Genomic DNA, 13,527 nt, shown 5'->3' on the forward strand with positions numbered 1-13,527 from the left:
ACCTTCAGCGGTCGAGAGCGGGCTTGTCCTGATTGATGCGGTGCAGTGGGTGCGGCCGCGTAGAGGTGTCGACCGCCACCCGCAGGAGCACCTCGCACAGGCGGCGCATGGCTCGGACGTCGACGGTGTTCATCCCGAGCGCGAAGTCGTCGGAGACGGCCTTGGGCATGCCCACCCGAGCGGTCGGGATCCCCCGCGCCCGCAGGATGTTGGCGTCGGTGGCGCCGCTGTTGCCGGCGATCGGCTCGTGCGGGCGCCCGGACGCGCTCTCCCAGGCCCGGACGGCACTGCGCACCACCCAGTCCTCCGGTGGCGTGCGCGTGCCCGGGATGGCCAGCACCATCTCGGCCGTCAGCTCCACGCCCAGCTCCACCGACATCCGGCGGACGTACGCCGCCACCTCGCGCTTGGCCGCCGGCGGGGCCGTGCCCGGTGCGATCCGCAGGTCGAGACGGATCCGGCAGGCCGCGGGCGTGACCGCGAGCATGCGCTCCCAGCCGCCGGCGACCGACCCGATGATCCCCTGGGGCGCGGCCGTCGCGGTGCGGTGCCGCTCGGGGTAGTCCGCCAGCCACCGCTCCAGCCGCGTCACCACCTCGGCGGCGGTCACGATCGGGTTCTGGTACGGCAGGCGGTGCCGGCTGCCCGCGTAGGTGTGGATCCCTGGGACGACGATCTCGAACCAGCACAGACCGACCTCTTCGTGTGCGACGAAGTCCCCCGGTTTGGCGATCACGGCGTAGTCGGGGTGCCAGCCGCGTTCGAGCAGGAACGAGCAGCCGACGCCGTGGCCCGTGTTCAGCCGACCGGTTCGGTCGATGGCGTTGGTCGGCATGCCGCCCGCCCCGAAGGCGACCAGGAGGTCTCCGGCGAGCCGGGGGCGCAGCGCGGCGAGGGCCTCGCCCACGACCAGGATGCACGCCGCGTGGCCCTTGGGATTGCTCGCGCCGAGGCCGCTGACGTAGGAGCCGTCGCAGTGGGCCTCGGCCCGCATGTCGGGGCGCAGGCCGGGGCCGATCCAGGGCACGTCCTCCTCCGGGTCGCCGGTGGTCAGGGTGTCGATGGGGGCGTACAGCATGAGGTCGGCGCCCGTGCCGTCGCCCTTCAGCCGGTCGACCGCGTTGGCCTGGCCGTCGTCGATGCGCTGCAGGTGCGACTGCAGGCCCGCCGCGGCGAGCCGGTCGGCCAGCCACCGGGCCAGCGGCGCCTCCCCGCCGGTGGGGCTGGCGATGGAGGTGACCCCTGCTGCCGCCTCCCGCAGGCGGGCCTCGGTGATCGACGCGAGAGCCTCCGCCACCAGCCTCTCGCGCTCGGCGTCGTTCATGCCGGCGGCTCGATGACGGCGACCCCCATGCCGGTCAGCCATTCCGGCATCGGCTCGTACGCCAGCGTCCTGCCGGGCGCGAAGCCCAGCGCCGCCGCCATGGTCAGCCACGTCCGCAGCTCCTGGCCTCCGTTGCCGGCCACCGCCTCGATCTCCTCGGTGGACAGCTCCGCGTAGCGCGCCAGCGCGCCCTTCTCCAGCGCGGCCAGGAACTCCTCGTCGAACTCCGGGTAGATCGCAGGCCGTGCGTCAGTGATGATCCGCCGCCTGCGGGCGTCGTACCGCTCCCAGTCTCCCCGGCCGTTGCGCCAGGCTTCCACCAGGAACTCCTCGTCCTCCCCGTCGGGATCCTGCCAGCGGCTCGGCCATGGGAGCCGGTGCGACAGGCCGCCGGACGCGATGACGGCGACCCGCAGGTCGTCCGGCAGCGCCGCCACCGCGGCGGCGAGGTTGCGGCCCAGCTCGACGCAGCGGCGCATGAGGGGCAGCGGCGTGGCGAACACGTTCACCACGAGCGGGATCACCGGCACGTCCAGGTCGCGCAGCAGGTATTGGATCGCGTGGCTCTGGCCGTGGTCGATCTGCAGCCGCGCCGAGATCGCCACCTCGGTGCCCGCCGCCACCAGGGATTCGGCGACGGCCTGGGCGACGGCCGGATGGGTGCGCTGCGGTCCCGACGGCGTTCCCGCCTCTCCGGAGGAGACGACCTCGTCCACGCCGAGGGTGAAGGCGGGGATCAGGTCCAGCCAGAAGCCGCGGAAGTGATTCGAGCCGATGATGATCGCCACGTCGGGACGGGCGGCGGCGAGGGCGTCGCGGGCCGTGCCGAGCGCGGCGCGGAAGCGTTCGGCGCGATCCTTGTGCTCGACCAGCTCCCAGTGCGTGTTCATGAGCGTCGAATGGGAGGCGCCCACGCCCAGGATGATCCCGGCCATCAGCCGGCCCGCTTCGGTGACTCGACGGCCGGTCCGGACGCTCGCACCCGCTCGACGATCGCCTTGGGCTTGCCCGTGATGTGCGTGGAGAACGCCTCCGCACTCATTCTCGCCTCCGCTTCACCTCGCTCATCGAGCGGCGCCCCGATGCGGCGCTCGACCACGACAGGCAGTCCATCACCGGCGCGACCGGGCGGCCCAGCGCATCGTCCCGCCCAGCGGACCGGGCCCCACAGAGCGAGCCGTGTTCCGGTCAGCGGTCCACGACCTGCGGCTCCCCGCTGCCCGGCTGTGTAGCTTCCGTGGCTGGAAAGGCGTGGGCGACTACCGGGAGACCAAGTGGAATCAGCGGACCTCCGAACCGACATCGTGATCATCGGAGCGGGGCCGACCGGCCTCTACGGCGCCTACTGCGCGGGCTTCCGCGGCCTGCGCACCGTGGTCGTGGACGCACTGCCCCAGGTCGGCGGGCAGATCTCCGCGTTGTACCCGGAGAAGGAAGTACGGGACGTCGCCGGCATCCCCGGGATACTCGGGCGCTCGCTGGTGGACGCTCTCGCGACCCAGGCGGCCGCCTACGATCCGGTCTACCTGCTCGGCCGGCAGGCCGTCGAGCTGCGCCACGACGAGGACCGGCGGCCCGTCGTGGTGCTGTCCGACGGCACGGCCGTGCGAGCCGGGGCCGTCGTCCTCACCTCGGGCATCGGGACGTTCACCCCGCGCCCGCTGCCCGCCGGCAACGAATGGCTCGGCCGAGGACTGGCGTACTTCGTACCTGACCTGTCCGAACACGCCGGCCACGACGTCGTCGTCGTGGGCGGCGGGGACAGCGCGCTCGACTGGTCGCTCGCCCTGGCGCCGCTGGCCAGGTCGGTCACCCTGGTGCACCGCCGGGCCGCGTTCCGCGCGCACGCCGCGAGCGTCGAGGCCGCCGGCGCCGCGGGAGTCCGCATCGTCGTCGACAGCCAGGTGGTCGCCCTGTCCGGCGGTGTGCGGGTCGAGAAGGCGCACCTGCGTACGCGCGGCGCGGCGGACAGCGTGCTGCCCGCGGGCTCCGTCATCGCGGCCCTCGGCTTCATCAGCGACCTCGGCCCGCTCGCGGACTGGGGGCTGGAGCTGCGCGGCAGGTCCGTCCTGGTGGACCGGCGCATGCGCACCAGCCTGCCCCGCGTGTACGCCGCCGGGGACCTCACCGAGCACGAAGGCAAGGTCCGCCTGATGTCCGTGGGGTTCGGCGAGGTGGCCACCGCGGTGAACAACGCCGCCGTCGAGCTCGACCCCGAGCTGACCCTTTTCCCCGGCCACTCCACGGACACCGGCTGACCCCCTGCTCCAGAGCACAGGAGAGATCCATGAGCTTTGTCATCGGCCCCGCCTGCATCGACGTCAACGATCGCGCGTGCGTGGACGTATGTCCCGTCGACTGCATCTACGTCGGCGACCGCAAGAGCTACATCAACCCCGCAGAGTGCATCGACTGCGGCGCCTGCGAGCCGGAGTGCCCGGTCGAGGCGATCTTCGTGGATCGCACGGCGCGCGGCGACGAGACCCGTACGCTCTTCCTCAACGACTCCAAGGACTTCTTCACCGAGGTGCTGCCCGGACGCGACGAGCCGCTCGGCAGCCCCGGAGGCGCCCACAAGGTCGGCGACCTCAACGCCGACACCGCGATGGTGACCGGCTACGACGGCTGAGTGCGCCGCGGTTCGGCGACCGCTGAACCGCGGCGCGCGCACCCGGGCCACACGGCGCTTCCAGGTCAGTGAACCCCGACAGCGGGCGCCTCCTGCGGGAACAGGCCGTCGAACACCGCGGCCCGGTCGAAGGACATCGCGCGGGCGCGGGCGCGATGCTCCAGGTCCTGCCGTTCGGCGGCGGGCATGTCCAGGACCACCCGGTCCACAGCCGCGGCCAGACCGGCGATGTCCCCGGGCTCGACGATGACGGCGGTGTCGCCGACCGCCTCCATGGTCCCACCCGTCATGGTGGTGATGATCGGTCCACCGCCGGCCAGCATCTTCTCGGCCAGGGCGATGCCGAACGTCTCGACGAAGTCGGGCTCGGGCTTGGTGGGCAGGGCGTAGGCCGCACAACCCCGCATGAGCAGCGACTTCTCGTGGTCGTCGACATCGGTGAGGAAAACCACCCGGTCGTCCTCCTTGGCCATCGCCTGTACGTGTTCCAGCGCCGTCCCGGTGCCGGCGACGACCAGTTTCACGCGCGACCGGCAGCGCATCTGACCGAAGGCGCTCACCAGGTCGTAGATCCCCTTGGCCGGAGTCACCCGGGACAGGAACAGGATGTACCCGTCACGCTCCAGACCGCGTTGCGCGAGTGCGGCGTCCACGTGCGCCGGATCCAGGTTGAGAAAGGCGGAGGAGTCGATCGGCGGGTAGCTGACGGTCACGCGGCGCCGGCATTGTTCGGCGAAACTGGTGCCGCATTGGGCGTCCACCTGCTCGGCCGAGGCAACGATCTCCTCCCGGGTGTACTCGGAGACCGCGACGACCTCGTCGTTGGCCAGGAACGTGGTGAACAGTACGGTCGCCGCGCCGAACCGGCCCTCCCGCAGGCACGACCGGATCACGTTGGTCACGTCGGACCCGACCGCTTTCGCGATGGTGTGTACGTCGGGCGCGAACCCGGCCGCGCGCGCGGCCGCGACCGCGTCCACGACCACCGAGGTGTGCGGAACGAGGTACATGGACAGGCAGGTCGTGGGCACCGGTTCGGCGAGCAGCTCGACGAGGCGTCCGGTGAGACCGGCCTGGTGGCGCCCGTCCGGCACCCGGTAATCCCCGACCGCCTCCGGCCGCTCCACGGTGATCCCGGAGCTGTACGGCAGCAGCCGGTCCAGCGGTTTGAGCGGCAGTCCGGCCGCCTGCAGCGTCGGAATCGGCCAGGTCAACAGCCGTACGTCGGCGAACCCGCGGGTCAGCGCCACCTCGGCGAGGTTACGGGCTTCACCGGAGTGGCCACAGATGACAGGGTCAGCTCTGACCACGATGACGAGACGGCGACGGGGGTGGATCATCGTGCTTCCTAAGGTGTCGCGGGTGGATCTGAAAGGGACGGCGGGCGGATCCCCCGCCCCCACGCCGACGGCTCCGGGCCCAGCCGCAGGTGCAACAGGCCGCCGCGGTGCACGGTGGCGGCGCTCAGGTGCGTTGCGTGCAGGGGTTTGCCGTTGAGGGTCGCCGACTGGACGTACTGCGCCGGTGGGTCACGATCGATGCCGTCGACGCCGATCGGCGTCTCGCGGTGCCCGCTGGTCTCGATGACGAACTCGTTGCCGCCGGCCCGGAGCACGGCCCGGGCGAACGCGGGCGCGTTGACCAGGAACAGGTTCTGCCCAGCGACCGGGAACAGCCCCAGCGACGCCCAGACGTACCACGAGCTCAGACCGCCGGAGTCGTCGTTACCCGGCAACCCGCCGGGTCCGGTACCGAACTGCCAGGTCAGCGCCGCGTGTACCACCTGGGCCGTGCGGTCGGGCCGGCCCGCGTAGTGGTACGCCCACGGCGCCTCCATGTCGGGCTCGTTGTTCAACCCCTCAAACCGGTTCAGGGCGTATCCGGCCGCCATCTCCGCCGCCTGCGGGCGCCGGCCAGGCTGCGTCACCGGTGGGGCACCGAAGCCGAAGAACCTGTCCAGCTTGTCGATGAAGGCCTTGTCGCCGCCGGCCAGGGCGATCCTCGCGGCCATGTCGTGCAGCAACCGGAACGAGTAGTTCCACTTGCCGCCCTCGTAGAACGTCGAGTCGCGCAGCAGTCCCGTGCTCGGGTCGAAGGCGTTGGACCAATGGCGGCTGCGGTCCTCGAGATCGTCGGCCAGGCGCCGGTCGTTCAGCGCCCGGGCGACCTGTGCCGTGCAGTGGTGGGCATAGGCGAGGTCGAGCGTGTGGGTGATCGGGTGCACCACTCCGTGCTCGAAGAAGTCTTCGCCGTACAGGCGACGCAGGTCATCGACCATGTGCACCAGCGCCCAGTTCCAGTCCAGGCCCGCCTGACCGAGAGCGTGGGCGTCCGCCAGCGCGGTGTGTACGAGCGCGCTGGCCTGGCGGAAGAACCGGTCGGCGCCGCGACTCATCCGGTAGCCGATGGGGAAGTTGCCCTCTTCCTCGCAGACCCGGATCAGCGACTCCAGCAGGTCCGCGGCCCGGTCAGGGACGATCGCCGCGAGCAGCGGCAACTGTGTCTTGTAGATGTCCCACATGGTGCACACGTCGAACGCGAACGGTCCGGGGGTCGGCCAGAACGGGCTTTCGTCGTCGGCGACGCACGGCTTGATCAGCGCATGGTAGAGGGACGTCGCGAGCACGGTGCGGCGGGCCGGCGTGCCACCCTCGACCTGGACACGGTCGAGGTGCTCGCCCCAGCGGTCCTGGGTCCGGGAACGTACCACGTCGAACGCCGGCTGGCCCTGCCCGCACTCGCGCTCCAGGTTCTGCCGCGCCTGGTCGCACCCGCGCAGCGAGAACCCGAGCCGCACCTCGATGGTCTGCCCCGGTGCGGCCGGGCCCATGAAGAGCATGCCGAAAGGTCGCAGCGTGGTGTGCCGGATGCTGTCGAAGTCCAAGCGGGTGCCGCCGTCGACGAGCCGGCGGTCGTACCAGAGCATCTGCCGCCAGCCCGGGCTGTCGACGTCCAGGTACACCGACAGCGGAACGCCCTCCATCACCACCGTGCCCTGGGCCCGGCCGTGGCCCATGCTCTCCACCTGTGCCCGCAACGGCACGGTACGGCCGAGCTCGATGTCCAAACCACCACAGGACAGGTCGACCACTACACGGGCGCTGCTGTGCTCCGGAAACGTGTACCGATGCACGGCGACCTTGGTGCCCACGGTGAGCTCACAGCGGACCCCGGTGTCCAGGGTGGCCGCGTAGTAGCCCGCCTCCGCCACCTCGTCGTGCAGCGGCCAAGCCTCCCCCAGCACGTCCAGTGGCTGCACCATCGGGGTGACCCGGACGTAGTTGTAGTACTTGCGGATCGCGCCGGTGCCGGACTGCTGGAAATGGGTGAATCCGGACGCCTGCAGCTGCTCGAACATCTCCTCAGGTACACCCTCGGTGTTCTTCGCGTACCGCCCGTACCCGGTCGGGTACGCGCCGGAGTAGGCGCAGGCCGACACCATGCCCAGCGGCGACGTAGCACCCGGGTGGGTGTTGCCTACCTGGGGTTTCGGCCACCACCAAGTGGCGGCCAGACCGCGCGCTCTGGGCAGGTCGGTGGCCGCTATGCCGATGAATGGGTCAACGTTGTCGAGGATGGCGGGACTCTATCCAGCGCGAGCACGCCTTAGGTTTCGGACAGATGAACTCCTGTGTCCAGCGGCACCAAGAAGTCGTGCTCCGGGACCCAGCCGTGGAACAAGCGGCTCACCGCCAGGGACGTGGGCGTCAGGTGCCGTCCCGAGCTGGTCGGTTGGCGGGTTCGAACAGTTCGATGAGATTGCCGGCGGGGTCGGTGAGCAGGACCTGGCGTCCGCCGGGGCCGGCGACCACATCGCCGCGGAAGGCGAGTCCCGCGGTACGCAGCCGGCCGATTTCGGCGTCGAGATCGTCGACGATGAGATGGATGCGATTGCGGCCCCCGGCGGAGGCGTCGTTGGGCGTGGCGCGGGCACCGGAACTGGCCGGCCCGGACAGCAACAGCCGCAGCGGGCCGCGGATGACATCGGCGAAGGCGGGTGCGGCGCTGGTGTGCAGGGTGAATCCGAGGTGGGTGGTGTAGAAGTCGATGGCCGTTTGGACATCGTCGACGATGTAGCGGACGCTGGCGAACTGATCGGGTGGTGTCATGGCTGGACCTCCCGGTGTGGGGTGTGGGCAAGGATGGGCAGCAGGTAGCGGATGCGGGTGTCGATCTCAGCAGCGGTACGGTCGAATGCGGGATAACCGGCCCCGGCGGTGTCGTCGCCGGTGGCGGCCGGGTCGGGGATGCTCCAGTGCAGGCGTCGCGGTTGGTCACCGAACTCGGGGCAGACCTCGCGGACCTTGTCGCACAGGCTGATCACGTAGTCGAAGCGCCGGCCGGTCATCGTGTCCAGATGCCGCGGACGCTGGTCGGCGATGTCGATTCCGTACTGCCGGCGCAGCACACGCACGGCGTTGGGGTGCAGGCGCGGTTTGGGGTGGCTGCCGGCGCTGGTCACCTCGGCGCGGCTGCCGGTGCGGTGGCGCAGCAGGGCCTCCGCGATGGGTGAGCGGGCGCTGTTGCCGGTGCACACGAACAGCACGGAGGGTGCCGCCGAGTCTTCGGCCGCGATCGTCGGCTGGGTGGGGACCAGGCGTAGCGCGGGATGCAGGGCGGTACCGGCGGCGGCCAGCGCGTGCGCACAGCGCTCCAGATCCAGGTGGTAGTAGCTGTCGCGGCCGTCGAAGCTGCTCCGGCGGGCCACGACCAGCCCGCCGGAGCGCAGCAGCCGCAGATGGTAAGAGACCAGGTTTTGCGGCTGGTCGACCAGGGCTACCAGTTCCCTTACGCGCAGATCGCAGTGCGCCAGCTCGCTCAGCAGCCGCCAGCGCACCGCGTGGGCGACCAGCCGGACGAACGGCGGTGGGACGGCTTGACCGGATAGCGCCATGGTCAGCATGATACATCAAACTGATTTGATTGATCTATCGCGGGTACGAGCATTGCCGACTCAGGAGGAGCTGCCCCAGCGCGCCGACCTGCACGTGCGGGCCATCCGCCGGCTGGAAGGAGGCATGCGGAGCCCACGCATCACGTCGGTGCGGCTGCTGGCCGTGGCCCTCGGCCTGGACGACGCGGAGCGGGCGCTGCTGACCGCCGCCGCCGCGGGCTGGGTGTACGGATTGTCGTCCCCCGTGAACATCGCTCTGTTCAGGGGTGCGGCGCTGGCGATGATCAGGCGTCGCAGGCGGGCCGCATCGGCCGGATTGTGACCTGGACACGGCAGCGAGGCGGCCGGTAGCCCGCCGGCGGTCAGCGGCTGCGCTCCGACCGGGAGCGACGGCATGGGTCACGGGCGGCGGACGCGGTAGCGCAGCACCATCACCTCGCCGTCCCTTGACAGTCCGGACCCCTGAGCCCAGGGCTCACCGGCTCTCACTGAGCTGATGCACCATCCATCTGCACCAGTCCGCGCGGTGCCGCTCGTAGCTCAGCCCACACCGCAGCGTCGCGTAGTTGCCGAACCGGGGGTCGCCGAACGGGGGCGGCCCGCCAAACGACGCCTCCTCCCGCTCGTACTCGGCCAGCCGCGCCTCGTGCACCGCGAGCTGGTCGGCGAACAGCCGCCTGACCAGCCCCGGTTCGGCCAGCCACGACGCGTACGTCTTCAGCACCAGTTCGTCGCGCTCCGGGCGCTCGCGCGCCGGCTCGGTGACCCATTTCCGCAGCGCCGCCAGGCCGTCGGCGGTCAGGTGGTAGATCTTCTTGTCCTGCGGCCCCGGACCGTGCTCGGTCTCGAAGCCGACCAGCCCCCCGGCCCGCAGCTTCTGCAGCTCGGCGTGAATCTGACTGTGACCGGCCGTCCAGAAGTAGCCGACCGGCAGCCGCATGGCCGCGGCGAGGTCGTATCCCGTGCGGCCGCCGCGCGCCAGCACAGCGAGGATCGCGAATCCCAGCGTTGAAGTCATGGTGCGCTCAAGGATATGGTGTGCCTCGACTATGTCACTTCAGACATAGTCGAGATGAGACGGACATGCGCAGGTTCGTTGGTGCGGTGGGGCTGGCAGGGCTGATGGTGGCGCTGGCCGCGTGCGGGGGCGGGACCAGGGGCGCGGCGCCGAATTCGAACACGGCCACCACCCCGACCAGCGCGGCCGCGTCGGCCACTCCGAGCACCACCGCCGCCAGCCCGCCGCCCACGGGCCCCAGCGTCTCGGGGTGCTATCACGGCAACGACGGCAAGCTCTTCACGTACGGCGTGATCTGTACGGCAGGCGTCAGATGGACGTGGGCACCGATGGCCGGTATCCCGTCACCGTCGCCCAGACCCCCGCGATCAGGGCGGTGACGACCCCAAGGCCCTGATCCAGGTGCCGATCAGCACGGTGATCGAATCCGGGTCGACGAGGTCGGTCACCGACCCCGCGGCGACGAAGCCGCCGAGGATCTCCGACAGGCCGGCAAGTGTCGCGAGGCGGGCGCCGGACAATCGTTCTTTTGTGCTCATGACTGTTCGCTCCTCGGTGTGGGAGAACTGATGGCATTCAGCCTCGGCCGGGCGACTTTTCGCCCGCTGATCACCTGCTTGCCGCCCGCTGCGCCCGAGTGGCAAGTCGGCGGCAAGAGCGTGAAAAGCCGCGGCGCCCATGCTGGGCGGCATGCAGACCATACGAATTCCGCACGTCGCCGCCCGGCGGCTCGGTGAGCCCGAACCCGACCTGACCTCGATGGTGGTCATCCACCGTGCGATGCTCACCGACCTGGACAGGCTCACGGACCTGCTGTCGGCGCCCTCCGGACGGGTGCCCGCCTCCGGCGAGTGGGCCGACGCGGTACGCGGCTACGCAGCCGCGCTGCTGGCCGAGATCGACCACCATCACTCCGCCGAGGACGACCTGCTCTGGCCAGTCATCGAGCGTACGGCCGGCCCGGCGATCGACCTCGACCCGCTGACCGACGACCACCAGGCGCTCGCCCCTGTGCTCGCTCACTGCCGCGCGAGCCTGCACAAGGACGACCAGACCCTGGGGCGGGCGCTCGGCGAGCTACGGGACCTGCTCCGCGAGCACATCGCCGAGGAGGAGCGGGACGTGTTTCCGGTGATCTACCGGTACGTCCCGAAGGACGCCTACGAGTGGGTAGAGAAGCACATCGGCAGGCGCGCGTCGCTGCGCCGGCTCACCTTCACCGTGCCGTGGCTGGCCGGCTACGCCGAGCCCGCCGAGCTTGATCGCATGCTCGGCCGCGCAGGATTGCCGTTCCGCCTGCTGCTGGCCGCCACGAAGGGCCGCTGGGCCAGGCAGGAGCGGCTGGTCTTCGGCCCGCCAGAGAACCGCCCCTAGCCCCGATCCGAGCAGCGCGCCAGTCCGGCCCGGGCCGCCTCGGCCCATGGCTCGATACCGGCCCGCTCGGCCACCTCCAGGGCCTCGCGGTAGTGGGCGGCGGCCGGACGGCCGAGGTAGGCGGCCAGATCACCGAGGACCTGAGCGGTGGGCCACACCGCCAGGTAGCCGGTGCCGCCGATGGTCTCGGCCGAGAAGGGCAGCAGTGCCTCGTACGCCGCCTCCGCCCGGGACTTGTCGTCGACGGCGACGCCGAGCATGCCCCGGACCGCGGTCAGCACGTGCCAGAAGTAATCGCGTCTGATCGGCGGCCGCTCCGCCGCGGCGAGCGCACGCGCATCCTCCAGCCGGCCGGCATGGGCCAAGGCCAGGGCGTAGAGCTCGGCCAGCTGCGCCCGCCAGGGCAGGTTGAGGTAGTGCTGCTCGATGTCGGGGACGAACGAGGCGAGCCTTCCCGCCGTCCAGCGCAGACCGAACACCGCCAGCGCGTAGATCCCGACCTCATGCTGCCACATGCTCAGGCGGCCGGCCAGCTCGGCGGCGGCCCGCAAGTGCCCCTCGGCGGTGGCCAGGTCGCCGGCCAGTCCGGCACGCAGCCCTTCGTAGAAGCCGGTCACGGCCGGCGGCAGCATCATGTCGTACCGCCTGGCCAGCCGGGCGGCCGCAGCCGCGTGCTCGTCGGCGACGGCGAAGTCCGCCCGGCTGGTGGCCGCCTGCATGAGTATGAGATGCGCCAGGATCTCCACGGTGACCTGTGAATCCGACAGCTCCAGCAGCTCGCGGCCGATTTCCTCCCTCTCGGCGTGCCCGCCGTACCTGAACGACTCGTGGAGGCGGGCATTCAGCGCGAGCGTGAGCAGCGCGGGGTCACCCAGCCTGCGCGCCATCGCCACGGCCTCGATTGAGGCGAGGTAGCCGCGCTCGGTCTCCTCTCCCTCCAGCTCGAACCCCAGGGCGGCGAGCAGACGGCAGCGGGCCTCGGCGTCCCCGGGCGGCAGCGCGTCGAGGGCCTTCTCGACGGCGTCCAGCAGTTCGGTGTCCAGCCCGCCGTACTCCCTGCTGCTCCAGAACGTGGGCACCTCGAACGAGACGATCACGCGGGCGAGCAGCTCGGGGTCGCCCAGCGGCACCGCGGCCCGGACCGCCTCCGTGCGGTGCGTGCGCGCCTTGACCAGCTGGCCGGTGTTGGCCAGCGCGGACACCATCGACAGCATCAGCTCCAGGCGCTCGCGCGGGTCGCCCTCGAAACGGTCGAGCGCCTGCTGCCACAGGGCGGCCGCCTGGTGGTGCGCGAACCGGCGCTCGGCCTGCTCGGCGGCGAGCCGGGAATACCGGACGGCCTTGCCGGGGTCGGTGCCCGAGGCGGTGAAATGGTGGGCCAGGGCGGCGACGTCATCGGGGCGGTGCAGTTCGATCGCCGCAGCGACCCTGGCGTGCACCCGGGCGCGGCGCAGCCGGGAGATGTCGTCGTAGAGGGTGTCGCGGACCAGCGCGTGGGCGAACCTGAGCCGCCCCGCCTCCGGCTCGGTGATCAGCCCGGTGACCAGGCCCGACTCCACACCGATCAGCACCGCCTCCTCGTCGGCCTCGGAGACCGTGACCAGTACCTCGACATCGACGTCCCGGCCGATGACCGAGGCCTGCCGCAGGATCGTCTGCGCCTGTCCGGGCAGCCTGGCCACCCGGCGGCGCAGCACGTCGCGCACGCCTGCGGGGATGGCCCCCACGCCTTCCGCGTCCAGCAGCCTGGCCAGCTCCTTGACGAAGAACGGGTTGCCGCCGGTGCGCTCGGCGATCGCCACCACCATGGCGTCGTCCGGGCGATCGCCGCAGACGGCCTGGACCAGCTCGCCGACCTCCAGCGCAGCCAGACCGGCGAGCTCGACGCGTAGCGGCTCCAGCCCGGCGAGGGTGGCCAGCAGGTCGCCCAGCCGTTCGTTCGGCTCGGTATGCCGGTGGGAGCCGACCAGCAGCACGCGGCGTCCGCGCAGGTCCGGCAGTAGATGCGCGATGACGGCCAGCGTCTCGGCATCGGCCCTGTGCAGGTCGTCGAGGACGATCAGCAGGGGCCGTTCCGCGGCGACCTCGGCGACGTATGCGCTGACCGCCTGATGCAGCCGGAACCGCCCCGCCGCCACGTCGCCGGCGAGCGGCGCGTCGCCCAGCAGGGGCGCGAGCGGCGCGGGATCGGTGGGCGGGTGGCGGGCGGCGAGTTGGCGGAGCAACTCCGCCCACGGCCAGGCGGCCGGCGCGCCCTCATGCTCCGGGCAGCGGCCCCACCCCACGGC

Annotated in this window: 14 protein-coding genes; 5 read left to right on the forward strand and 9 right to left on the reverse strand. The window is 71.3% G+C overall.

Translation table 11 applies throughout. The annotated features are described in order from the left end of the window. Positions 1–4: 4 nt before the first annotated feature. Together EJK15_RS41975 and EJK15_RS41980 are read right to left on the reverse strand one after the other, a co-directional pair. On the reverse strand, positions 5–1,324 hold the full coding sequence (locus tag EJK15_RS41975) for a M20 family metallopeptidase (protein WP_206061435.1): 1,320 nt from the start codon (positions 1,322–1,324) through the stop codon (positions 5–7). Next, positions 1,321–2,259, reverse strand: coding sequence for a DODA-type extradiol aromatic ring-opening family dioxygenase (locus tag EJK15_RS41980; protein WP_138716044.1), 939 nt, complete (start codon positions 2,257–2,259; stop codon positions 1,321–1,323). The genes EJK15_RS41975 and EJK15_RS41980 overlap by 4 nt, the downstream gene beginning before the upstream one ends. Positions 2,260–2,598: 339 nt before the next feature. Here EJK15_RS41980 and EJK15_RS41985 point away from each other — a divergent pair, with 339 nt between their 5' ends. Together EJK15_RS41985 and EJK15_RS41990 are read left to right on the forward strand one after the other, a co-directional pair. Then, positions 2,599–3,582, forward strand: coding sequence for an NAD(P)/FAD-dependent oxidoreductase (locus EJK15_RS41985; RefSeq protein WP_138716045.1), 984 nt, complete (start codon positions 2,599–2,601; stop codon positions 3,580–3,582). A 29-nt stretch (positions 3,583–3,611) separates the two neighbouring features. After that, complete coding sequence (locus EJK15_RS41990; RefSeq protein WP_138716046.1) at positions 3,612–3,953, forward strand: indolepyruvate ferredoxin oxidoreductase subunit alpha; 342 nt, start codon at positions 3,612–3,614, stop codon at positions 3,951–3,953. 65 nt (positions 3,954–4,018) lie between these two features. Here EJK15_RS41990 and EJK15_RS41995 read toward each other — a convergent pair whose 3' ends face one another. The 4 genes from EJK15_RS41995 to EJK15_RS42010 form a co-directional block, all read right to left on the reverse strand. Continuing rightward, entirely contained in the window at positions 4,019–5,293 is a 1,275-nt protein-coding gene (locus EJK15_RS41995) for a glycosyltransferase (RefSeq protein ID WP_138716047.1), read from the reverse strand. An 8-nt stretch (positions 5,294–5,301) separates the two neighbouring features. Then, the gene (locus EJK15_RS42000) at positions 5,302–7,530 is read right to left on the reverse strand and encodes a GH92 family glycosyl hydrolase (protein ID WP_138716048.1); all 2,229 of its coding nucleotides are present in this window, start codon (positions 7,528–7,530) and stop codon (positions 5,302–5,304) included. A gap of 130 nt (positions 7,531–7,660) precedes the next feature. Beyond that, complete coding sequence (locus EJK15_RS42005) at positions 7,661–8,062, reverse strand: VOC family protein (protein ID WP_138716049.1); 402 nt, start codon at positions 8,060–8,062, stop codon at positions 7,661–7,663. Then, positions 8,059–8,847, reverse strand: a complete 789-nt coding sequence (locus EJK15_RS42010; RefSeq protein WP_138716050.1) for an arsenate reductase/protein-tyrosine-phosphatase family protein — start codon at positions 8,845–8,847, stop codon at positions 8,059–8,061. Before EJK15_RS42010 ends, EJK15_RS42005 begins: the two co-directional genes overlap by 4 nt. A gap of 52 nt (positions 8,848–8,899) precedes the next feature. Between EJK15_RS42010 and EJK15_RS42015 the strand changes: the two genes are divergently transcribed. Next, complete coding sequence (locus EJK15_RS42015) at positions 8,900–9,169, forward strand: helix-turn-helix domain-containing protein (protein WP_171074847.1); 270 nt, start codon at positions 8,900–8,902, stop codon at positions 9,167–9,169. 153 nt (positions 9,170–9,322) lie between these two features. Here EJK15_RS42015 and EJK15_RS42020 read toward each other — a convergent pair whose 3' ends face one another. After that, positions 9,323–9,865: a PadR family transcriptional regulator gene (locus EJK15_RS42020; RefSeq protein ID WP_138716052.1), complete on the reverse strand. Its 543-nt coding sequence runs from the start codon at positions 9,863–9,865 to the stop codon at positions 9,323–9,325. Between the two features lie 65 nt (positions 9,866–9,930). Here EJK15_RS42020 and EJK15_RS42025 point away from each other — a divergent pair, with 65 nt between their 5' ends. Continuing rightward, positions 9,931–10,245, forward strand: coding sequence for a hypothetical protein (locus EJK15_RS42025; RefSeq protein WP_138716053.1), 315 nt, complete (start codon positions 9,931–9,933; stop codon positions 10,243–10,245). Here EJK15_RS42025 and EJK15_RS71315 read toward each other — a convergent pair. Beyond that, a complete protein-coding gene (locus EJK15_RS71315) occupies positions 10,234–10,404 on the reverse strand; it encodes a hypothetical protein (protein ID WP_171074848.1) in 171 nt (56 codons plus the stop codon). The two genes, EJK15_RS42025 and EJK15_RS71315, sit on opposite strands and share 12 nt — an antisense overlap. A 151-nt stretch (positions 10,405–10,555) precedes the next feature. Here EJK15_RS71315 and EJK15_RS42030 point away from each other — a divergent pair, with 151 nt between their 5' ends. Further along, positions 10,556–11,239 carry a hemerythrin domain-containing protein gene (locus EJK15_RS42030; RefSeq protein ID WP_171074849.1) on the forward strand — a complete coding sequence of 228 codons (684 nt, stop codon included), beginning with the start codon at positions 10,556–10,558 and terminating at the stop codon, positions 11,237–11,239. On the opposite strand, the gene EJK15_RS42035 is transcribed toward EJK15_RS42030, so the two are convergent. Beyond that, the coding region (locus tag EJK15_RS42035) for an ATP-binding protein (RefSeq protein WP_138716055.1) at positions 11,236–13,527 on the reverse strand (2,292 nt) is incomplete at its 5' end. The genes EJK15_RS42030 and EJK15_RS42035 overlap by 4 nt on opposite strands.

The sequence above is a fragment of the Nonomuraea basaltis genome (assembly GCF_005893125.1).
In the GTDB taxonomy this organism is placed as follows: Bacteria; Actinomycetota; Actinomycetes; order Streptosporangiales; family Streptosporangiaceae; genus Nonomuraea; species Nonomuraea basaltis.